The organism is Micromonospora sp. NPDC047756 (assembly GCF_055587245.1).
Window position 1 is genome coordinate 697939 of sequence record NZ_JBVJGQ010000003.1, and the last position, 17437, is coordinate 715375.

Here is a 17437-nt window from a genome sequence, read left to right on the forward strand (position 1 = left end):
ACACCCCCTAAGGAGGCTGTCGTGGGTATCGGCACCAGCATCTTCCTGATCGCGCTCGGCGCGATCCTCACCTTCGCACTGGACGCGAGCGTCGGCGGCATCAACCTCGACGTGGTCGGCTGGATCCTGATGGGCGCCGGCGTGCTCGGCCTGATCATGACCACGCTGATCTGGGGTCGCCGCCGCCAGGTCGTCACCACAACCGAGCAGCCGGTGGAGTACCAGCGGGTCGAGGAGCGGCGGGACATCGCGCCGCCGCTGTGACCCGGTTACTTCACCGCTGGACGAGCCGCCAGACCACAGCGGACCCGGGCCGGCCGCCTCGCTGAAGGCGGCCGGCCCGTCCGTGAACGCGATCGGTGGCAGCGCAGGATGGGACAGAGGCAACAAAGGTGCCGGCCGCCGCCGGTGATGTCCTCGCCAACACCGCCTAGTCGATCATGGCGTGGTGCTGCGTGACAAGCTACTCACGACAAGACAAAGCAGGCACCACAACGCCATGATCGACGGGCCCGCCGCCCTCGCCCGCGATCTTGCACTTTCTGCGCCGACACAAGTTGCATTTCACCCCCTATCAACAGCCGAAACTGCAAGATCGGCGCTGGCCAAGGGGGTTGCCGCCCCCGCGCTACGATCCAGATCATGAAGCCCCTCGACACGGTGCTGGCCGCGCACCGGGCGTACCTGCTCGGTTGGAACATCGGCGTCGCCGGGGGGCCGGATCTCCCGACCTACCGCAGCGATGTGCCGCACGCACCCCTCAACGGCGTGCTGCGGGTGGTCGGGCGCACGCCGCAGGACGCGCTCAGCGAGGCCCGGACGCGCCTGCACGGCGTACCCCGGATCTGGTGGGTCGGCCCGGACAGCGACGCCGGCACCGCGGACGGCCTGGTCTCCCTCGGCGCGGCGCAGGTCGCCCGGATGCCGATCATGACCGTGGGGATCGGGGCGGTGCCGGAGGTGCCGACTCCGGCCGGCGTGCGCATCGCCGAGACCACCGACCTCACCGCGTTCGTCCCCGCCTATGCCCGGGTGTCCGGGATCCCGGCGGACGGTGTGGCGGCAACGATCGAACGGGAGAAGGCATTCACCGGCGAGGGCACAGTGCTGCGGCTCGCCGGTCGCCTCGATGACGGCCGGATCGCCGCTACGGCGGTCGCCTGGATCAGCCACGGTCTGGTCACCCTCTACTTCGTCGGCACCCGGCCGGAGCAGCGCCGCAAAGGCATCGGCGCGGCCATGACCAGAGCCGCCCTCACCCTGGCCGCCGAGCGGGGCGCCCGCACCGCCGCCCTCACCTCGACGGCCGTCGCTGAGTCGGTCTACCGCAGCCTCGGCTTCCGGCCGGTGGGCGAGTTCCGCCTGCTGACCTTCTGAACCGACCCGCACCGCCCACCGCCCACCGCTCGCCGCCGCTCGACGGCCGCCCGCCGCCCGCTCGCCGCTAGCCGCCCGCCGCCCGCCGCCCGGCACCGCGCCAAGATCGTGCTGGATCCTGGATGTAGTGGGCTCATCGACGGCGCGATACCACTACATCCAGGATCGGGCGCGACCTTGGCGCGGTGCCGGCCGCCCGGCGATGGTTGCCGGCGAAACCATTGACTACGGCGGTCAGACAGCGTTGTCTTTCCTGTGGCACCTGGGGAAGGGGAACGATGGTCGACGATTTGTCCCTCGTATTCTGTGTGAGCGCTGACGTGTCGGTACGCGAGCGGATGGTGCGGCGGCTCGACGGGCTCGGCACTCTGGTCATCTGCACCGACCTCGCCGAGCTTCAGGCGATGATCGGCCCGCCCATGGTCAACGGGCCGGCCTCACTCCTCAACCCCGCCCCGCCCGGTGCCGACAACGCATCAGCCCCCGCCCGCGAAGCCGCCGCCCGCGAAGCCCCCGCCCGCGAAGCCGCAGCGCCCGAAGCCGCCGCCCGCGAAGCCGCCGCCCGCGAAGCCGCCGCCGAAACCGCTCCCGCAGTGAGGGCCGCCGCAGCATCGGGGGCCGCCGCCGCGCCCGTCCCTGCGGTGACCTCGGGACGGATCAGCCTGCGTGACCTTGAGATCTACCCGCACGACCACCTGGTGACGTGGCGCGGAGAGAGGCTGATCTTGACCCGACTTGAGCGCAACCTGCTCACTCAACTCGCCACCGCGCCGGTCGGAGTCTGGACGTACCAGCAGCTCTTCGAATCGGTCTGGGGCTGCGCGTTCCTCGGCGACACGTCGAGCCTGCACTCGGCCGTGAAGCGGTTACGTCGCAAACTGCACGCCGTCGACGACGCCCTGCGCGTGCACACCGTACGAGGCGTCGGCTACCGGCTCAGCGTCGACTGATGACGCGGCACCGCAAGCGAAACGGCTCGCCACCGGTCTTCCGGTGACGAGCCGTTCTCCTTTGGTGGGCGATACTGGGTTTGAACCAGTGACCTCTTCCGTGTCAAGGAAGCGCGCTCCCACTGCGCCAATCGCCCGTGCTTGTTGCCGAGGTGGGGACGGGATTTGAACCCGCGTACACGGCTTTGCAGGCCGTTGCCTCGCCTCTCGGCCACCCCACCGAGGTTGCCCCCGTCATGCGTGGCGGCAGCTCCGAGCGGACGACGGGATTCGAACCCGCGACCCTCACCTTGGCAAGGTGATGCGCTACCAGCTGCGCTACGTCCGCACGCCCCCGGACGTTCCCGGGTGACGGATGAGAACTTTAGCCGAGTAGGTGTTTGACTGCCAACTCGGGGTCGCCTCGGCGCGTCCCGGCTGGTTGGGGCTGGACCGGGATCACCCCCGGCCGGCTTCCTAGGTGGCTGGCCTGGTCCCTGAATCCAGCACTGACCGTCACGCTCCGACATTCCTCGGCAATGATCGTCATCATCGCGTCGCATACCTGACCATCGACGTCTCGACGACCCGGCACCGGGCAGCGGACCTCGGTGAACACTCTCCGTGGAACGACTGACGACACCCGAAAGAAGTGTCCGGCTTCCGACTGCCACGGTGCGGATCGGCGCGCGGTGGTAACTGTTCGTGTTCAGTCGGATGGGCTACGGTAACGGTCGTGACGAGACGTGCGGCCGAGATCCGCCTGGATGCCCTGCTGCGCACCGCCTGCGACGTTATCGTGGAGCGCGGTCTGGCCAACACCCGGACGGCTGACGTGGCGAATGCCGCGGGCGTGAGTCAGGCGTTGGTCTTCTACCACTTCGCCACCAAGGAACGGCTGCTCGCGCAGGCCTTCGCGTACGCGGTCGAGCAGGATCTGGCCCGGCTCGACGCGGTGACCCGCTCCTCGGCCGCACCGCTGGCCAAGCTCCGCCGGATCCTCAAGCTCTACACCCCGGCCGGTCGGGCGACCTCCTGGTCCATGTGGATCGACGGCTGGTCCGAGTCGCTGCGCACCCCGGAGTTGGAGAAGGTCTCCCGGCGGCTCGACCTGCGCTGGCGACAGGACCTGGCCGCGGTGATCACCGCCGGGGTGGCCGACGGCACCTTCCAGTGCGCCGACGCCGACGGGGCCGCGTGGCGGATCAGCGCGGTGATGGACGGCCTCGCCGTCCAACTCGCCGTGCACGACCGGGTGATCTCCCGCCGTCAGTTCGGCGAGTGGGTCCGGCTGGTCACCGCCCGAGAGCTCGGCCTGGACCCGGCCGACCTCGACTGAGCTGGGCCAACCAGCACCGAGCCGGGCAAAACGGACTCAGCCCACCCCGTCGACCGGAACAATCGGCGGCATGGACCTCTTGGAGGCGTACCGCCGGAGCCTGGCCGAATTCATCGACCGGGTGGATCAGATCGAGCCCGGCCAGTGGTCCGACCCGACACCCTGCTCGGACTGGGACCTCCGCACGCTCGTCAACCACGTGGTGACCGAGGACCGGTGGAGCGTTCCGCTGCTCGCCGGCCGGACCATCGACGAGGTCGGCGACCGGCTCGACGGCGACCAACTCGGCGCCGACCCGATCGCGACGGCTCGGGAGGCCGCCGCGCAGGCCGAGATCGCCGCCGCCCACCCCGGCGCGCTCGATCGCACCGTGCACCTGTCCGGCGGCGACACTCCGGCCACCGAATACCTGCGGCAGCTCCTCGCCGAGCACCTCGTGCACGGCTGGGACGTGGCGGTGGCGATCGGCGCGCAGCCACGGTTCGACCCGGACGCGGTGCACGCCGCCGCCCAGTGGTTCGCCGGTGAGATCGACGCCTACCGGCGCAACAACCTGGTCCACACCGGCGTACAGGTGCCCGACGACGCCGACGAGCAGGACCACCTGCTGGCCGCGTTCGGCCGCGACCCCGACTGGGCGCCGAGCGCCTGAGCGAATCTCGATCCACTGGCGCGACAGCGGCGCCGGACCTTGCCGTGACCTCGGGAGACTGATATCCACAGATGCGCATGCGTTACCGCGCATCTGTGGTCGGCGACTCGCCGGCCATCCCGCTCCCACGAGGAGGTCCCGTGCCACAACCGGAGTGGTCACCCCCGATGAGCCGGCGTCGACGCCGGCTCATCGCCATCCTGGCGACGACGGCGACGGTCGCCGCGCTGCTCCCCACCGGCATGAGCACCGCCGCCCCCACCGGCGGGGCGACATCCACCGAGCGCCGGTCCGGACCGTTCGCCGAGGGGCACACCCCCGCCGACGCCGACTACCGCGCCGGTACGGCGGCACCCGACGCCCGCCAACGCGGCCTGGCCCGCGCCGCCGACCCCGACGCCCGGTGGAACCGGCTCGGCACCCCACAGGCGCTCGGCCCCGGCCGCACCCCGCTGGCCAGCGGGCTGCCCGCCGACCCGGAGGACGCCGCCCGCGCCTACCTGGCCGCCAACCAGGACCTGTTCGGCATGGACGCCGCCACGGTGGCCAGCATGGAACGGGTGCTGATCCGACCGATCGGCAGCGGCACCGTGGTCACCCTGCGGCAACGCTTCGGCGATCTGCCCGCCGGGCCGGACGGTCTCGTCACCCTCGCGGTCGCCGACGGCGCGGTGCTCTCGGTCAGCTCCTCGCTGGCCCGCGACACCGGCACGCCGGCGCCGGCCACCCGCACCGCGGAGCAGGCGTACGCCGCCGCGCTCGCCGACGCCAAGCTGACCGCCGACGCGGTGGCCAGCCACACCGTCCGGTCGGTGGCCGTGCCCACCCCGCTGGACGGGCCACGGGCCGGCTACGAGGTGACCATGATCGGCGCGGACACCGAGCACCCCGCCGCGTTCACCAGCTACGTGGACGGCAGCACCGGGCAGGTGCTGGTCCGCGAGGATCTCGTCGACTTCGACTCCGACAACCCGAGCTGGGCGGTCTTCCCGGCCACCCCGCCTCGCGACCTCGGCCCCGGGCAGGACCCCCGGGTGCGCTGGTGCGGCGACCCGGCCCCCGGCTGCCAGGCCGCCTTCCGCGACCCGGCCACCGGCCAACCGTGGGACGTCGACGCGGCCACCGGCACGCCGACCTTCACCTCGCGCGGCAACTCGGCCAACACGGTGCTGTCCTGGGGTGCGAGCACCCCGGTCGTGCCGGCCCCCACCAGCCCGGAACGTCGCTACGAGTACCCCTTCACCGACCAGTGGCACCAGGCCCGGTGCAACCCGGGGGTGTTCACCTCCGCGCAGCGCAACGACGCGGACGCGTCGATCGCCAACCTCTTCGCCATGCACAACCGGATGCACGACTGGTCGTACCAGTTGGGTTTCACCGAGTCGGCGTGGAACCTCCAGGCGGTCAACCTCACCCCGTCCGGGCTGGGCGGTGACGCCGAGCAGGGCCGCGCCCAGCAGGGCGCGCTGACCGGCAACCGGAACAACGCCAACCAGGGCACCCCGCGCGACGGGTTGCCGCCGACCACCAACATGTACCTCTGGCAGCCGCAGGCCGGCGGGCCGTACCCGCCGTGTGTGGACGGCGACTACGACATGACGGTGATCGGTCACGAGTACACCCACGCGATCACCAACCGGATGATCGCCGGCCCGGACAGCGGGATCAGCGGTCACCAGGGTGGGGCGATGGGTGAGTCCTGGGGCGACCTGCTCGCCGCCGAGTACCTCTTCCAGCACGGGCTGCGCGCGCCGGGCGAGACGCCCTTCATCACCGGCGGCTACGTCACCGGCAACCTGGTCAGCGGCATCCGCAACTACGACCTGAGCCGCAGCCCGCTCAACTACTCCGACATCGGCTACAACACCGCCGGCCCGGCCGTGCACGCCGACGGGGAGATCTGGGGCGCGACCAACTTCCGGGTCCGCTCCGCCCTGGTGAAGCGGTACGGCCTCGGCACCCCGCAACGGCAGCTCGACTGCGCGCTGGGCACGGTCGCCGCAGATCAGTGCCCGGGCAACCGGCGCTGGTCGCAGCTGGTCTTCGACTCGTTCCTGCTCCAGGCCGCCAGCCAGGTCAGCATGCTCGACATGCGCGACAACATGCTCACCGCCGACCTGCTCCGCTTCGGCGGCGCGAACCAGGACCTCATCTGGACCGAGTTCGCCCGCTCCGGAATGGGCCGGGACGCCGCCACGAACGGCGCCGGTGACACCGACCCGACGCCGAGTTTCGCCTCGCCGCGCGGTGGCAACGCGACGCTCACCCTGCGCCCGCGCGGAGACAGCGCCGAAGCGCCGATCCGGGTGTACGTGGGGGCGTACGAGGCGCGGGCCGTGCCGGTGGCCGACACCGACCCGGCGACCCCGATCCCGGACACTGTGGAGCTGGTGGCCGGCACGTACGACCTGCTCGCCGTGGCCCCCGGGTTCGGGCACCAGCGGCTCAGCGTGGTCGCCAGAGCCGGTCAGGACGGGTACGTCGACCTGCGGATGAGCCGCAACCTCGCCTCCACCGCGTCCGGCGCCACCGTCACCGGCGACGGGGTCAACCTGGACCGGGTCGTCGACGACACTGAGGCGACGAACTGGGCGTCCCTGGACGGGGTCGCCGGCCGGCAGCTCACAGTGGCACTGGCGGGTGACGCCCCGCAGACGGTCAAGCGGGTCAACGTCAGCGCGATGCTGCGCCCGGCGATCACCGGCGACGCCGACACCGGCGCGCAGAACGCGCTCAGTGCGCTGCGCTCGTTCGCGGTGTCCGCCTGCAACGCGACGACCACCGACTGCGCGGATCCGGCGCGTTGGCAGCGCATCTACACCAGCGCGGGGGACGCGTTCCCCGGCGGGGCGTACCGGGCGTACAGCCGCGACATCAACCTCCGGACGTTCGCGGTGCCCACCACCCTCGCCACCCACCTGCGTCTCGAGGTGCTGGCGAGCCAGTGCACCGGCGGCCCGAACTACGCGGGCGAGCAGGACGACGACCCGGCCACGACGACGGACTGCGCGACCGCCAGCCCGGCCCGGAGCCAGGTCCGGATCGCCGAGTTCCAGGCGTTCTCGAAGTGACACGGTGGGGCCGGCGGAAATCCCGCCGGCCCCACAACCCCCGATCAGCGAGCGCTGACGCCGGACGGCTCCCGTCGCGGACCCCCGATCAGCGAGCGCTACCGCCGGACGGCTCCACCCGACGGCGGGAACCCTCCGCGGCCACCTGCTCGCGGACCCTCGATCAGCGGTGAGCTCGGCTCCACGGGTCGGCGACGGCCGGGCGCTCCCAGCGCCGGTCCACCGGGGGATCGTCACCCCCGTCGGCGTCGGCGGGCGCGGCCCGGGTCAGCTGCCGCAGCCGCAGCAGCAGCCCCACCCCGAGGAAGAGCAGCAGCCCGCCGAGGAGGAACGCGGCCTGCACCACGCCGAACGCGCCGGACTGCGAGACCGGGCGGTTGGCCGCCGGCGGCGCGGCGTCGGCCGGGTACTCCTCGACCGCCTCCTCCGTCGCCGTGCTCTCGTCCTCGGTCGGCGCGCTGGCCGATTCGGTGGGCTTCGGCGGGGTCTTCGTCGGCTGCGGGGTGCTGCTCGGCGCGCCGCCCACCCCCACCACCGAGCGGGTGGCGGTCTGCCGGGCCAGCAGGCGCAGGTTGGCGTCGTACGCCTCGGCGGCGAGGGTGACCCGCCCCTGGGTGACGTCCTCGGCGAAGGCCACCCGGTAGCGGGCCGTGACAGTGCGACCCGGGCAGAGCGTGCCCGGATCGAGTTGCCGGTCGGTCAGCCGGGCGGTGTCACCCTCGGTGCGGATCTGCAGCGGAAAGTCGCCGGTCTCCTCCACCCGGTCCATCTTCACCTGGTCGAGCCGCAGGCCGCCCTGCACGCTGAGCACCATCGACCAGCGCACCTTCGCGCACCTGGCGCGCCGGTCCGTCTGAGTGACCACCGCGGAGATCGTCCGCACCTGCTCACCGGCGGTGAACCGTCCCGGCAGGCCGCTCATCTCGGTGGTGAAGGCCGCCTGTGCCGGGGCGGCCACCGCCAGCTCCACCCCGCTCAGACAGGCCAGCACCACCCCTGCCCTCAGCGCATACCGCCACACCGTCACCACCGCCGTCCTCCGTTCGGTCGCCTCCACCTCGCAACGCTAGAAGCGTCCGACGGCACCAACCAGACGGGTGTGTTCGCACCGGACGGTAAGGACGGGGTGGGTTTTCACCGACCGTGGTGAACCGGTCACCACTCCCCCGCGACACGCCGGCAGTCGGGCCGCTGGGACAATCACGCCGTGTCCGAACTCTCCAGCACGTTCGTCCGGCTGCACGCCCGGCTGGCCCCGGTCCCCTTCGTACCTGAGGTGCGGCTGCACCAGGCGGACGAGCCGATCGGCCTGTGGGAGCTGACCGAGGGCGAGTTCTCCAGCGACCGGCCGCCGCCGTTCTGGGCGTTCGCCTGGGCCGGCGGGCAGTCCCTCGCCCGTTATGTCACCGACCACCCGGAGCTGGTCGCCGGCCGGCGGGTGCTCGATCTCGCCTCCGGCTCCGGCCTGGTGGCCATCGCCGCGGCCCGCGCCGGCGCGGCGTCCGTGCGGGCCGTCGAGGTGGACGAGTTGGCGGTGGCGGCGGTCGCCCTCAATGCCGAGGCCAACGGGGTACGCGTCGACGCCGAGTTCGGCGACATCCTCGACGGCGACGCCGGGGACGCCGAGGTGGTGCTCGCCGGAGACGTCTTCTACAGCGAGGCGATGGCCCGCCGGGTCCTGCGTTTCCTGCTGCGCGCCACCCGGGCCGGCGCGCCGGCGCTCGTCGGTGACCCCGGCCGGGCGTTCCTGCCCCGGGACCGCTTCGACGAGGTGGCCGGATACGACGTGCCGGTACCGGAGGCGTTGGAGAGTGTGCGGGTGAAGCGCACCACCGTCTGGCGGCTGCGCGCCGGGCTGCCGGGGGCCTCCGGCTAGCGTGTCCGGGTGCTGTTCCGCAGCTGGGCGCAGGTGGCCGACCCCGCTTGGCCGGACGTGTCCCGGGTGCCGGACCACGTCGGCGGCACCCACCTGGTCGTGACCCGGCACGCGCTGGTCCGCGAGGTCCTCGCCGACCCGGTCACCTACCGACCGGACAACGCGCTGGACGCGGTGACTCCGATGCCGGTGGCCGCGCTGCGGGTGCTCGCCGGGCACCGGTTCCGGCTGCCGCCGACCCTGGCGAACAATTCGGGCGCCAGCCATCCGCAGATCCGGGCCATCGTCGCTCAGGCGTTGCACCCGGCCCGGGTGGCCGCGCAACGGCCCTGGCTCACCGCGCTGGTCCGGGACCGGGTCGCCCGCATCGGTGCCGCGCTCGACGCCGGCGCGGCTGTCGACCTGTACGCGGATCTCGCCGCCGACCTGCCGCTGCTGGTGCTGGCCCGGCTGGTCGAGTTGCCGGACGCGCCGGTCGGCGCGGTCAAGGAGTTCGCCCGCGCCGCGCTGGAGTTGTTCTGGGCACCGCTGGACCCCGACCGGCAGCTGGCGCTCGCCACCGAGGTGGGCCGGTTCCACAGCGTGCTGCGGGACTTCGCGGCCGTCGGTGGCGGTCTGGCCGCCGAACTGCGGGCGGCCGGGCACCCGCCGGACGTGGTGGTCGGCGCGCTCTTCTTCCTGTTGGTCGCCGGGCAGGAGACCACCTCGCAGTTCCTCACCCTGCTCCTGCACCGGCTGGCCGACGAGCCGGCCGTCCGGGCCGGCCTGCGCGGCGGCGAGATCGCGGTGGCCGACGTGGTGGAGGAGGGGTTGCGGCTGGAACCACCGATCGTCACCTGGCGGCGGGTGGCGGTGACGGAGAGCACGCTGGGCGGCACGCGGGTGCCGGCGGGCAGCAGCCTCGTGCTGTGGCTGGGCCGCGCCGGTCGGGACCCGGCGGTCGTCAAGTCGCCCGACGAGTTCCGTCCGGGCCAGCGTGGATCGCGCCGGCACCTGGCGTTCGGGGCGGGCGCGCACCGCTGCGTCGGGGACGTGCTGGCCCGGATGGAGGCGGCCGTGGTGGTGGCCGAGGCCGCGCCGCTGCTGGACGGGGTGACAGTGCTCCGTCCGCCCTGGTGCCCGGACAATCTCACCTTCCGGATGCCGGACGCGTTCGTGGTCCGCCGCCGCACCGGGGACACCGGGCTGACCGGATCCTGACATCCGCTCGGTATGTTTCCGGGCGTGTCAGCCACCTCCACCCGTCGGATCCCTGCCGTCGTAACGCTTCTGGCCCTGCTGGCGTTGACTGCCTGCACAGTCGGTCCGAGCTATCCGGCGCACGCCCGGCAGGTCGCCGCGGCAAAGCCGACGCCGTCCGTCTCGGCGGCGACCCCCTCGACCTCGCCGTCCCCGAGCGCGAAGCCCGCGTTCAAGAGCCTGGCCTGGTACGTGTCGCAGGTGCCGACGTTCCCCGAGGCGCCACTGCCGCAACCGGTGCCGCTGCCCACCACCGGTTCGGCCGCGTTCTGGCATCGCCTGCCGACCGACCAGAAGGTCGCCTTCATCACCATCGACGACGGTGGGCTGGCCCGCCCGCCGGGAGTGATCGACTTCATCTGGGAGGCGCGCATCCCGGTGACGATGTTCCTCAACTCGCCGGCGGCGGCGGAGCACACCGACTACTTCCGGCAGATCGAGGCGGTGGGCGGGGTCGTGGAGAACCACACCATCCACCACAACTCGCTGGCCGGCCGGTCGTACGACTACCAGAAGCAGGAGATCTGCGGCGCCGCCGACAAGTTGGAGGAGCTGTTCGGCAAGCGGCCCACCCTGTTCCGGCCACCGTTCGGTGAGCATGACAGCACCACCCTGAAGGCCGCGCACGACTGCGGCGCGAAGGCCGTCTTCCACTGGACCGAGACCGTCCACGAGGGGAAGGTGCGCTACCAGACCCCGGAGAAGGTGGTCCAGCCCGGCGACGTGCTGCTGATGCACTTCCGGCCGGCGCTGATGGACGACCTGCTCGCGGCGTTGAAGGCGATCCACCGCGCCGGGCTCACGCCGGCCCTGCTGGAGCAGTACGTACAGTGATCATCCCGCCACCGACCTGACGAAAGTCAGGGACGGCTGGTGCCGTTCGGGCGCGGCGGCGCGGCGGCCCGCTCGCCTAGCGTCAGCGCATGATCACATTACGTGGGTTGACGAAACGGTTCGGGTCGACGGTCGCGGTCGACGCGTTGACGGTCGACGTCGCGCCCGGCCGGGTCACCGGCTTTCTCGGCCCCAACGGCGCCGGCAAGTCCACCACCATGCGGATGATCCTCGGGCTGGACCGTCCCACCGCCGGGCAGGCCCTGGTCGGCGGGCGCGCGTACCGGGAGTTGCGCCGGCCGCTGCACGAGGTGGGCGCGCTGCTCGACGCCCGCGCCATTCACCCGGCCCGGTCCGGCCGGGCGCACCTGCGGGCCATGGCACACAGCAACGGCATCCCAGCCCGCCGGGTCGACGAGGTGTTGGACACCGTCGGGCTGGACGGGCGGGCCGCCGCCAAGCCGGGTCGGACGCTCTCACTCGGCATGGGCCAACGGCTCGGCATCGCCGGCGCGCTGCTCGGCGACCCGCCGGTGCTGATGTTCGACGAGCCGGTGAACGGCCTCGACCCGGACGGGGTGCGCTGGGTGCGGCAGCTGATGCGCTCGCTGGCCGACGAGGGGCGGACGATCTTCGTGTCCAGCCACCTGATGAGCGAGATGCAGCTCACCGCCGACCAGCTCGTGGTGATCGGCCGGGGGCGACTGCTCGCTGACGAGCCGATCGGCGAGGTGATCGCCCGCGGCACTGTCGCGGTTCGGGTCCGCAGCCCGCACCCGGATGGGCTGGTCGCGCTCGCCGCGCGCCTCAGGGCCGCCGGGGCGAGCGTCGAGGCGGCCGACCGCAACGAGCTGACCGTCACCGGCGCCACCGCCGACCAGGTCGGCGACCTGGCCCACGACCTGGGGGTACGACTGCACGAGCTGAGCGCACACGCGGCGTCGCTGGAGCAGGCGTTCATGGAGCTGACCGCCGACAGCGTCGAGTACGCCGGTGGCCCGACCGGAGGTGGGGCGCGATGAGCACCAGCACCAGCACCCGCCACGGCGCGGTGGCCGCCGAGTGGACCAAGCTCTCCTCGGTCCGGAGCACCTGGTGGACGGCGCTGGCCGGGCTGCTGGTGATGGCCGCCAGCGCCGGTCAGCTGGCCATCTACGCCGCCAACGACAACACCAACGACGACCCGACCGACGACCGGGGAATCGTCACCGTCGGCAGCGTGCTCATCGACTCGGTCGAGTTGACCCAGTACGTGGTGCTGGCGCTGGGCCTGCTCGCGATCACCGCCGAGTTCACCAGCGGCACCATCCGTACGACGCTGCAGTGCACCCCGTCCCGCGGTCGCGTACTGCTGGCCAAGGCCGCCGTCGCCGGGGCGGTCACCTTCGTGCTCGGGCTGCTGCTCGGCGGCGTCGGCGCCCTGGTCGCCGGGCCGGTGCTCGGCGAGTGGGGCAGCGCCCCCGCCGCCGGCACCGTTGGCGACATCGTGGCGGTGGCGACCTACCTGGCGCTGGTCGGTGTGCTCGCCCTGGGCCTCGGCGCCGCGCTCCGCAGTGCGGTGCTCACGCTCACCGTCCTCCTCGCCACCCTGATGATCGTGCCGCTGTCGCTCCAGGAGCCGGACATCGACGTGCTGAACCGGATCGCCGACGTGTTCCCCGGCGTGGCCGGCGGGCACTTCCTGGCCGGCGACACCGAGCCGTACCCGCCAGTGGTCGGGCTGCTCCTGCTGGCCGGGTGGGCCGCCGCCGCACTGGTGCTGGGCCGGGCCGCACTGCGCCGCCGCGACGCGTAAGGCGGGCCGCGCTGAGCGGGGGTCGATCGGCCCCCGCTCAGCCGTCGACCAACCCCGCCTCGTACGCCAGGATCGCCGCCTGCACCCGGTTGCGGACGTCCAGCCGGGTGAAGATGCTGGTCAGGTAGCTCTTCACGGTGCCCTCCACGAGGTGCAGCCGCCGGGCGATCTCGGCATTGGAAAGGCCCGCCCCGACCAGGGCCAGCACCTCCCGCTCCCGCTCGGTCAGCCCGGCCGCTCGGTCGCGGGCGGCGGGTCGACGGGCCAACCGGTCGGCACCCAGCTCGATCACCCGACGGGCCACCCTCGGCGACAGGTACGCCCCACCGTCGGCGACCGCGTGCACACCGGCGATCAGCTCACGCGGGTCACCGGCCTTGAGCAGGAAACCGCTCGCACCGTGCCCGAGCGCCCGGGCCACGTGGTCGTCCTCGCCGAACGTGGTCAGCATGATCGTCGCGGTGTCCGGCACGACCCGGCGGATCTCGGCGGCGGCGGCCAACCCGTCCAGCCGCGGCATCCGGATGTCCAGCAGCGCCACCCGGGGACGGTGGGCACGGACCAGTTCCACCGCCGCGTGCCCGTCGCCGGCCTCGGCGACCACCTCGATGCCCGGGTCGCTGGCGAGGATGGCCCGGACGCCGGCCCGGATCATCGCCTCGTCGTCGGCCAGCACCACCCGGATCGGCGGTGTCCCCGTCGTGTGGGTCTCCACTAGGCGATCCACTCCTTGCTGACCAGCCGGCCATCGGTGAAACAGAGCCGCCAGGTCGGCGCGGCGAGGGGAAAGTTACCGTCGGTGTAGTACTCGCAGCCGGCCCGGCCGACAGCCGCCGAGCGTTCCAACTGCCGCCGGGGCAGCCCGACCAGCTCCGACCGGGCCGCGCCGACACGCAGCTGGTCGAAGGTCGCCTGGTCCAGCACCGTCCCGGCGGTCGCCACCGGGTAGTAGACGAACGAGAGCACCAGGGCGAAACCGACCGGGGCGACGAGCGCCACCAGCAGGCTGCGTCGAACCCGCCGGCGGGCGTCGTGCAGCCGCCGCTCGGCATCCACGGGCCGCTCGGCCGGGCCGGGGCGTTCCTCGGACCATGACGTCGGCCCGACCTCGGCCACCGACCCGGCCGCCTCCGGCGGCGTCGCGGTGGCTGGCAACACCGCCCGTACCGCGAACCCACCCTCGGCCCGACGGCCGGCGTCGAGCGTCCCACCGGCGAGGCGGACCCGCTCGGCGAGGGCGAGCAACCCACTGCCCTGCGACGGCGGGGCGGGCAGCGGGCCGGCCGGTGGCGCGTCGTTGACGACTGCCACCTCGACCCGGTCACCGTCGCGGCTGAGTCGCACGTCCACCGGGGCGCCCGGCGCGTACCGGGCCGCGTTGGTGAGCGCCTCCCGGACAATCCGGTGCGCCGCGTGAGAGGTCATCGCCGGTAGGTCCGCGACCGCCGGGGCGGCGTCCAGCCGTACCGCCATGCCGGCCTCGCGGGCACCGTCGACCAGATCGGCCACCGTCTCCCCGCTCGGTCGCAGCGACGCGCCAGCCTCCTCGCGGAGCACCCCGATGATCTCGTGCAGTCGCTCGGTGGCGGCGGAGACGCTGGCCCGCAACTCCCCGGCCGCGGCCCGGTGCCGGTCGTCCAGGTCGGCGGCGACCTCCAGGGCGGCGGCGCGCAACGCGATCAGGCTGAGGTCGTGACCGAGGGAGTCGTGCATCTCCCCGGCGATCCGGGCCCGCTCACGCAGCCGGATCCGCTCGGCGGCACCCCGCTGTTCGCGGGTCAGCGCGTCGACGTGCCGGCGACCGGCATCGGTCAACTCCTGCTGCTGACGGCGGTACCGGCCGACCAACCAGGGGAACACGGCGGCGAAGAGCAGCACCGAGGCGAGCAGGAACCAGGTGGCCGCGCCCGCGCCGAGGAACCCCAGGTTGAGCGCCGTGCCACCGGCCGTGATCAGCACGAACACCATGATCGCCGGACCCACCGTGGCGCTGCGCCGCCCGGCGAGATAGCTGAAGACCGGAATGGCGAACACGAAGTTGCCATCGGCCAACGACCCGAGCACCGCGAGCACCAGGGCGACCAACGGCTGACGTCGAGTCGCCGCCACCGCCACACCGAGCAGCAGCAGCTTGCCGACCAACAGCGGCACCGTGTACCGCGAATACGGCGGGCTCACCTCGGCGTAGCCGACCGGGGCGGCCACCACCGCAAAGAGCAGCACGTCCAGCAGCAGGCGACGCCGCCGGTGCAGCCAACCCGGCGGCGAATGGTCGAGGATCCGCACGGCGGTCAGGCTACCCACGCCCGACCTGCGCGGACACCGACGAAAGTCAGGTGTTCAGCCGCTCTCCTCGGCCCAGACCCGCCAGTCGTCCAGCACCCCGTGCAGGGCCGGAGTGAGCCAACCCGGCGCGGACCGCCGGAACACGCCCGGGTCCATCGCGCCCGCGCCGTCCGGCAGCGCGCCGAGCAGATTCGGCACCAGGTCGGTGAGGTTCGTCCAGTGCACCAGCTCCGGCCGGGCCGGCCAGGCCCCGATCACCACACCGGCCGGCACCGCCCTACGGTCCAGCGCCTCCAGGGTCAACGCGGTGTGGTTAAGCGTGCCCAACCCGGCACGGGCGACCACCACCGCCGGCGCGCCGAGCGACACCGCCAGGTCGGCCATCGTCCACGCCTCCCCCGACGGCCGCAGCCCCATCGGAACCAGCAACCCACCCGCGCCCTCGATCAACACGAGGTCGTGCTTGTCGGCCTCCGCGCGGACGGCGTCCACCGCCGCGTACAACTCCAACGGCGGCAGGTCGGCGACCCGCGCCGCAGCCAACGGGGCGAGCGGATCCGGATAGCTCGCCAGGGTCCGACCGGTCAGGGGCGCGGCCAGCCGGTTCACGGCGTCCACGTCGCCGGGCTCACCGCCGGCCGTACCGGTCTGGCCCGGTTTGACCACCGCCACCCGCAGCCCGGCGGCCTGCGCGGCGGCCGCGATCGCCGCTGTCACCACCGTCTTGCCGACCTCGGTGTCCGTCCCGGTAACCAGCACCGGCCCCGCCCAGCCCGTCACGGCTCCACCTCGGCTCGCGACTGCGGGGCTCGCAAACCCGGCTCACTCCTCGCGCTCACGGCGCGCTGTCCACGATGACGTCCAGCGCCCGCTCGAACGCCGCCCGGGGCACCCCCGCGCTCACCGTCAGGCGCAGGCGGGAGCGGCTGTCCGGGGTGGATGGCGGCCGGAAACAGCCCACCGCGACACCCCGGTCCCGGCAGTCCGCGGCCCACTCGGTCGCCGCCTCCGGACCCGGGGCGGTCACCGAGATCACCGCCGCGTCCGGGGCGGAGACGGTCAGCCCGGCCGCCCGCAGTCGACCGACCGCCAGTCCCACCCGGTCGGAGAGTTCGGCCCGCAGGTCGTCGCCGGCCTGGGCGAGCCGCAGCGCCGCGTGCACGCCGGCGGCGACCGCCGGCGGCAGTGCCGTGTCGAAGATGAACGTGCGCCCCGTCTCGACCAGGTGCCGGACGAACTCGGCCGGGCCGGCGACAACGCCACCCGCGCCACCGAGCGCCTTGGACAGGGTGGCGGTGACCACCACGTCCGGCTCGCCCGCCAGCCCGGTGGCCGCCACCGCGCCCGCGCCGGCCGGACCGGTCAGACCCAGCGCGTGCGCGTCGTCGACCAGCAGCAGCGCTCCGTGACGGCGGGCCACCGCGTGCAGCCGAGCCAGCGGGGCGAGGTCACCGTCGACGGAGAAGACCGACTCCGTCACCACCACCGCCGGGCGGCCGGGAGCGGCCGCGAGCGCGGCGGCCACCGCGTCGACGTCGGCGTGCGGGGTGACCACCGTCTGCGCACCGGAGATGCGGCAGCCGTCGATCAGCGACGCGTGGTTGTGCGCGTCGGAGACCAGCAGCGTCCGAGGTTTAACGAGCGCCCGCAGCGCGCCGAGGTTGGCGAGGTAGCCGGAGGAGAAGACCAGGGCGCCGTCGGTGCCCAGCCAGCGGGCCAGGTCCTCCTCCAGCGCCTGGTGCGCGTCGGTGGAGCCCCGGACCAGGCGCGACCCGGTAGCCCCCAGCCCGTACGCCGAGAGGGCCGCCGTGGCCGCGGCGACGACGTCCGGGTGGGTGGCCAGGCCGAGGTAGTCGTTGCCGGCCAGATCGGTCATCTGATCGTCGGCCGGACGCGGATGCAGTCGCCGGGTGAGCCCGGCCTTCGCCCGCAGCTCCGCGCGGCGGTCGAGCGCCGCCAGCCAGTCCGCCACCGTCACCCTCCCCCCGCCGTGTGTGCCGGTCAGCCCGACACCCGCCGGGCGAAATTACCACCCGCCG

At 73.2% G+C, this 17437-nt stretch carries 16 protein-coding genes and 3 tRNA genes; 11 read left to right on the forward strand and 8 right to left on the reverse strand.

Annotated elements, in window-relative coordinates:
- Positions 1 to 21: 21 nt before the first annotated feature.
- From ACZ6NZ_RS12575 to ACZ6NZ_RS12585, 3 genes are all read left to right on the forward strand, one after another.
- Complete coding sequence (locus ACZ6NZ_RS12575) at positions 22 to 264, forward strand: DUF6458 family protein (RefSeq protein WP_124819826.1); 243 nt, start codon at positions 22 to 24, stop codon at positions 262 to 264.
- A gap of 378 nt (positions 265 to 642) precedes the next feature.
- Positions 643 to 1377, forward strand: coding sequence for a GNAT family N-acetyltransferase (locus ACZ6NZ_RS12580; RefSeq protein WP_465858310.1), 735 nt, complete (start codon positions 643 to 645; stop codon positions 1375 to 1377).
- A 308-nt stretch (positions 1378 to 1685) separates the two neighbouring features.
- Positions 1686 to 2327, forward strand: coding sequence for a winged helix-turn-helix domain-containing protein (locus ACZ6NZ_RS12585; protein ID WP_465858312.1), 642 nt, complete (start codon positions 1686 to 1688; stop codon positions 2325 to 2327).
- A 62-nt stretch (positions 2328 to 2389) separates the two neighbouring features.
- Here the strand turns inward: ACZ6NZ_RS12585 and ACZ6NZ_RS12590 are convergent.
- The 3 genes from ACZ6NZ_RS12590 to ACZ6NZ_RS12600 all read right to left on the reverse strand — a co-directional run bounded on the left by ACZ6NZ_RS12590 (position 2390) and on the right by ACZ6NZ_RS12600 (position 2655).
- Positions 2390 to 2464, reverse strand: a tRNA-Val gene (locus ACZ6NZ_RS12590).
- Positions 2465 to 2477: 13 nt separating this feature from the next.
- Positions 2478 to 2548: transfer RNA gene (locus ACZ6NZ_RS12595), tRNA-Cys, on the reverse strand.
- Between the two features lie 34 nt (positions 2549 to 2582).
- Positions 2583 to 2655: transfer RNA gene (locus tag ACZ6NZ_RS12600), tRNA-Gly, on the reverse strand.
- Positions 2656 to 3042: 387 nt separating this feature from the next.
- Here ACZ6NZ_RS12600 and ACZ6NZ_RS12605 point away from each other — a divergent pair.
- The 3 genes from ACZ6NZ_RS12605 (at position 3043) to ACZ6NZ_RS12615 (ending at position 7368) form a co-directional block, all read left to right on the forward strand.
- Positions 3043 to 3645 carry a TetR/AcrR family transcriptional regulator gene (locus ACZ6NZ_RS12605; protein ID WP_366607301.1) on the forward strand — a complete coding sequence of 201 codons (603 nt, stop codon included), beginning with the start codon at positions 3043 to 3045 and terminating at the stop codon, positions 3643 to 3645.
- 70 nt (positions 3646 to 3715) lie between these two features.
- On the forward strand, positions 3716 to 4297 hold the full coding sequence (locus tag ACZ6NZ_RS12610; protein WP_465858314.1) for a TIGR03086 family metal-binding protein: 582 nt from the start codon (positions 3716 to 3718) through the stop codon (positions 4295 to 4297).
- A gap of 140 nt (positions 4298 to 4437) precedes the next feature.
- The gene (locus tag ACZ6NZ_RS12615; RefSeq protein WP_465858316.1) at positions 4438 to 7368 is read left to right on the forward strand and encodes a M36 family metallopeptidase; all 2931 of its coding nucleotides are present in this window, start codon (positions 4438 to 4440) and stop codon (positions 7366 to 7368) included.
- 163 nt (positions 7369 to 7531) lie between these two features.
- Here ACZ6NZ_RS12615 and ACZ6NZ_RS12620 read toward each other — a convergent pair whose 3' ends face one another.
- Positions 7532 to 8425 (reverse strand): hypothetical protein, encoded by an 894-nt coding sequence (locus ACZ6NZ_RS12620; protein ID WP_465858318.1) that lies wholly within the window; start codon positions 8423 to 8425, stop codon positions 7532 to 7534.
- A 150-nt stretch (positions 8426 to 8575) separates the two neighbouring features.
- Between ACZ6NZ_RS12620 and ACZ6NZ_RS12625 the strand changes: the two genes are divergently transcribed.
- The 5 genes from ACZ6NZ_RS12625 to ACZ6NZ_RS12645 all read left to right on the forward strand — a co-directional run bounded on the left by ACZ6NZ_RS12625 (position 8576) and on the right by ACZ6NZ_RS12645 (position 13112).
- Positions 8576 to 9244: a class I SAM-dependent methyltransferase gene (locus ACZ6NZ_RS12625; RefSeq protein WP_465858320.1), complete on the forward strand. Its 669-nt coding sequence runs from the start codon at positions 8576 to 8578 to the stop codon at positions 9242 to 9244.
- A gap of 9 nt (positions 9245 to 9253) precedes the next feature.
- On the forward strand, positions 9254 to 10444 hold the full coding sequence (locus ACZ6NZ_RS12630) for a cytochrome P450 (protein ID WP_465858322.1): 1191 nt from the start codon (positions 9254 to 9256) through the stop codon (positions 10442 to 10444).
- A gap of 24 nt (positions 10445 to 10468) precedes the next feature.
- Entirely contained in the window at positions 10469 to 11317 is an 849-nt protein-coding gene (locus ACZ6NZ_RS12635) for a polysaccharide deacetylase family protein (protein ID WP_465858324.1), read from the forward strand.
- Positions 11318 to 11406: 89 nt separating this feature from the next.
- Complete coding sequence (locus ACZ6NZ_RS12640; RefSeq protein WP_465858326.1) at positions 11407 to 12339, forward strand: ABC transporter ATP-binding protein; 933 nt, start codon at positions 11407 to 11409, stop codon at positions 12337 to 12339.
- Positions 12336 to 13112: an ABC transporter permease gene (locus ACZ6NZ_RS12645; protein WP_465858328.1), complete on the forward strand. Its 777-nt coding sequence runs from the start codon at positions 12336 to 12338 to the stop codon at positions 13110 to 13112. The genes ACZ6NZ_RS12640 and ACZ6NZ_RS12645 overlap by 4 nt, the downstream gene beginning before the upstream one ends.
- Before the next feature lie 37 nt (positions 13113 to 13149).
- Here ACZ6NZ_RS12645 and ACZ6NZ_RS12650 read toward each other — a convergent pair whose 3' ends face one another.
- From ACZ6NZ_RS12650 to ACZ6NZ_RS12665, 4 genes are all read right to left on the reverse strand, one after another.
- Positions 13150 to 13827, reverse strand: a complete 678-nt coding sequence (locus tag ACZ6NZ_RS12650; RefSeq protein ID WP_366607283.1) for a response regulator transcription factor — start codon at positions 13825 to 13827, stop codon at positions 13150 to 13152.
- Positions 13827 to 15398, reverse strand: coding sequence for a sensor histidine kinase (locus ACZ6NZ_RS12655; protein ID WP_465858330.1), 1572 nt, complete (start codon positions 15396 to 15398; stop codon positions 13827 to 13829). Before ACZ6NZ_RS12655 ends, ACZ6NZ_RS12650 begins: the two co-directional genes overlap by 1 nt.
- A gap of 54 nt (positions 15399 to 15452) precedes the next feature.
- A complete protein-coding gene (gene bioD / locus ACZ6NZ_RS12660; protein WP_465858426.1) occupies positions 15453 to 16157 on the reverse strand; it encodes a dethiobiotin synthase in 705 nt (234 codons plus the stop codon).
- A 76-nt stretch (positions 16158 to 16233) separates the two neighbouring features.
- The gene (locus ACZ6NZ_RS12665) at positions 16234 to 17370 is read right to left on the reverse strand and encodes an 8-amino-7-oxononanoate synthase (protein ID WP_465858332.1); all 1137 of its coding nucleotides are present in this window, start codon (positions 17368 to 17370) and stop codon (positions 16234 to 16236) included.
- Positions 17371 to 17437: the final 67 nt, after the last annotated feature.

Bases quoted from the DNA above. Each gene is read 5' to 3' on its own strand.
- ACZ6NZ_RS12580 (WP_465858310.1), top strand. From the start codon at position 643: ATGAAGCCCCTCGACACGGTGCTGGCCGCGCACCGGGCGTACCTGCTC.
- ACZ6NZ_RS12610 (WP_465858314.1), top strand. From the start codon at position 3,716: ATGGACCTCTTGGAGGCGTACCGCCGGAGCCTGGCCGAATTCATCGAC.
- ACZ6NZ_RS12640 (WP_465858326.1), top strand. From the start codon at position 11,407: ATGATCACATTACGTGGGTTGACGAAACGGTTCGGGTCGACGGTCGCG.
- ACZ6NZ_RS12645 (WP_465858328.1), top strand. From the start codon at position 12,336: ATGAGCACCAGCACCAGCACCCGCCACGGCGCGGTGGCCGCCGAGTGG.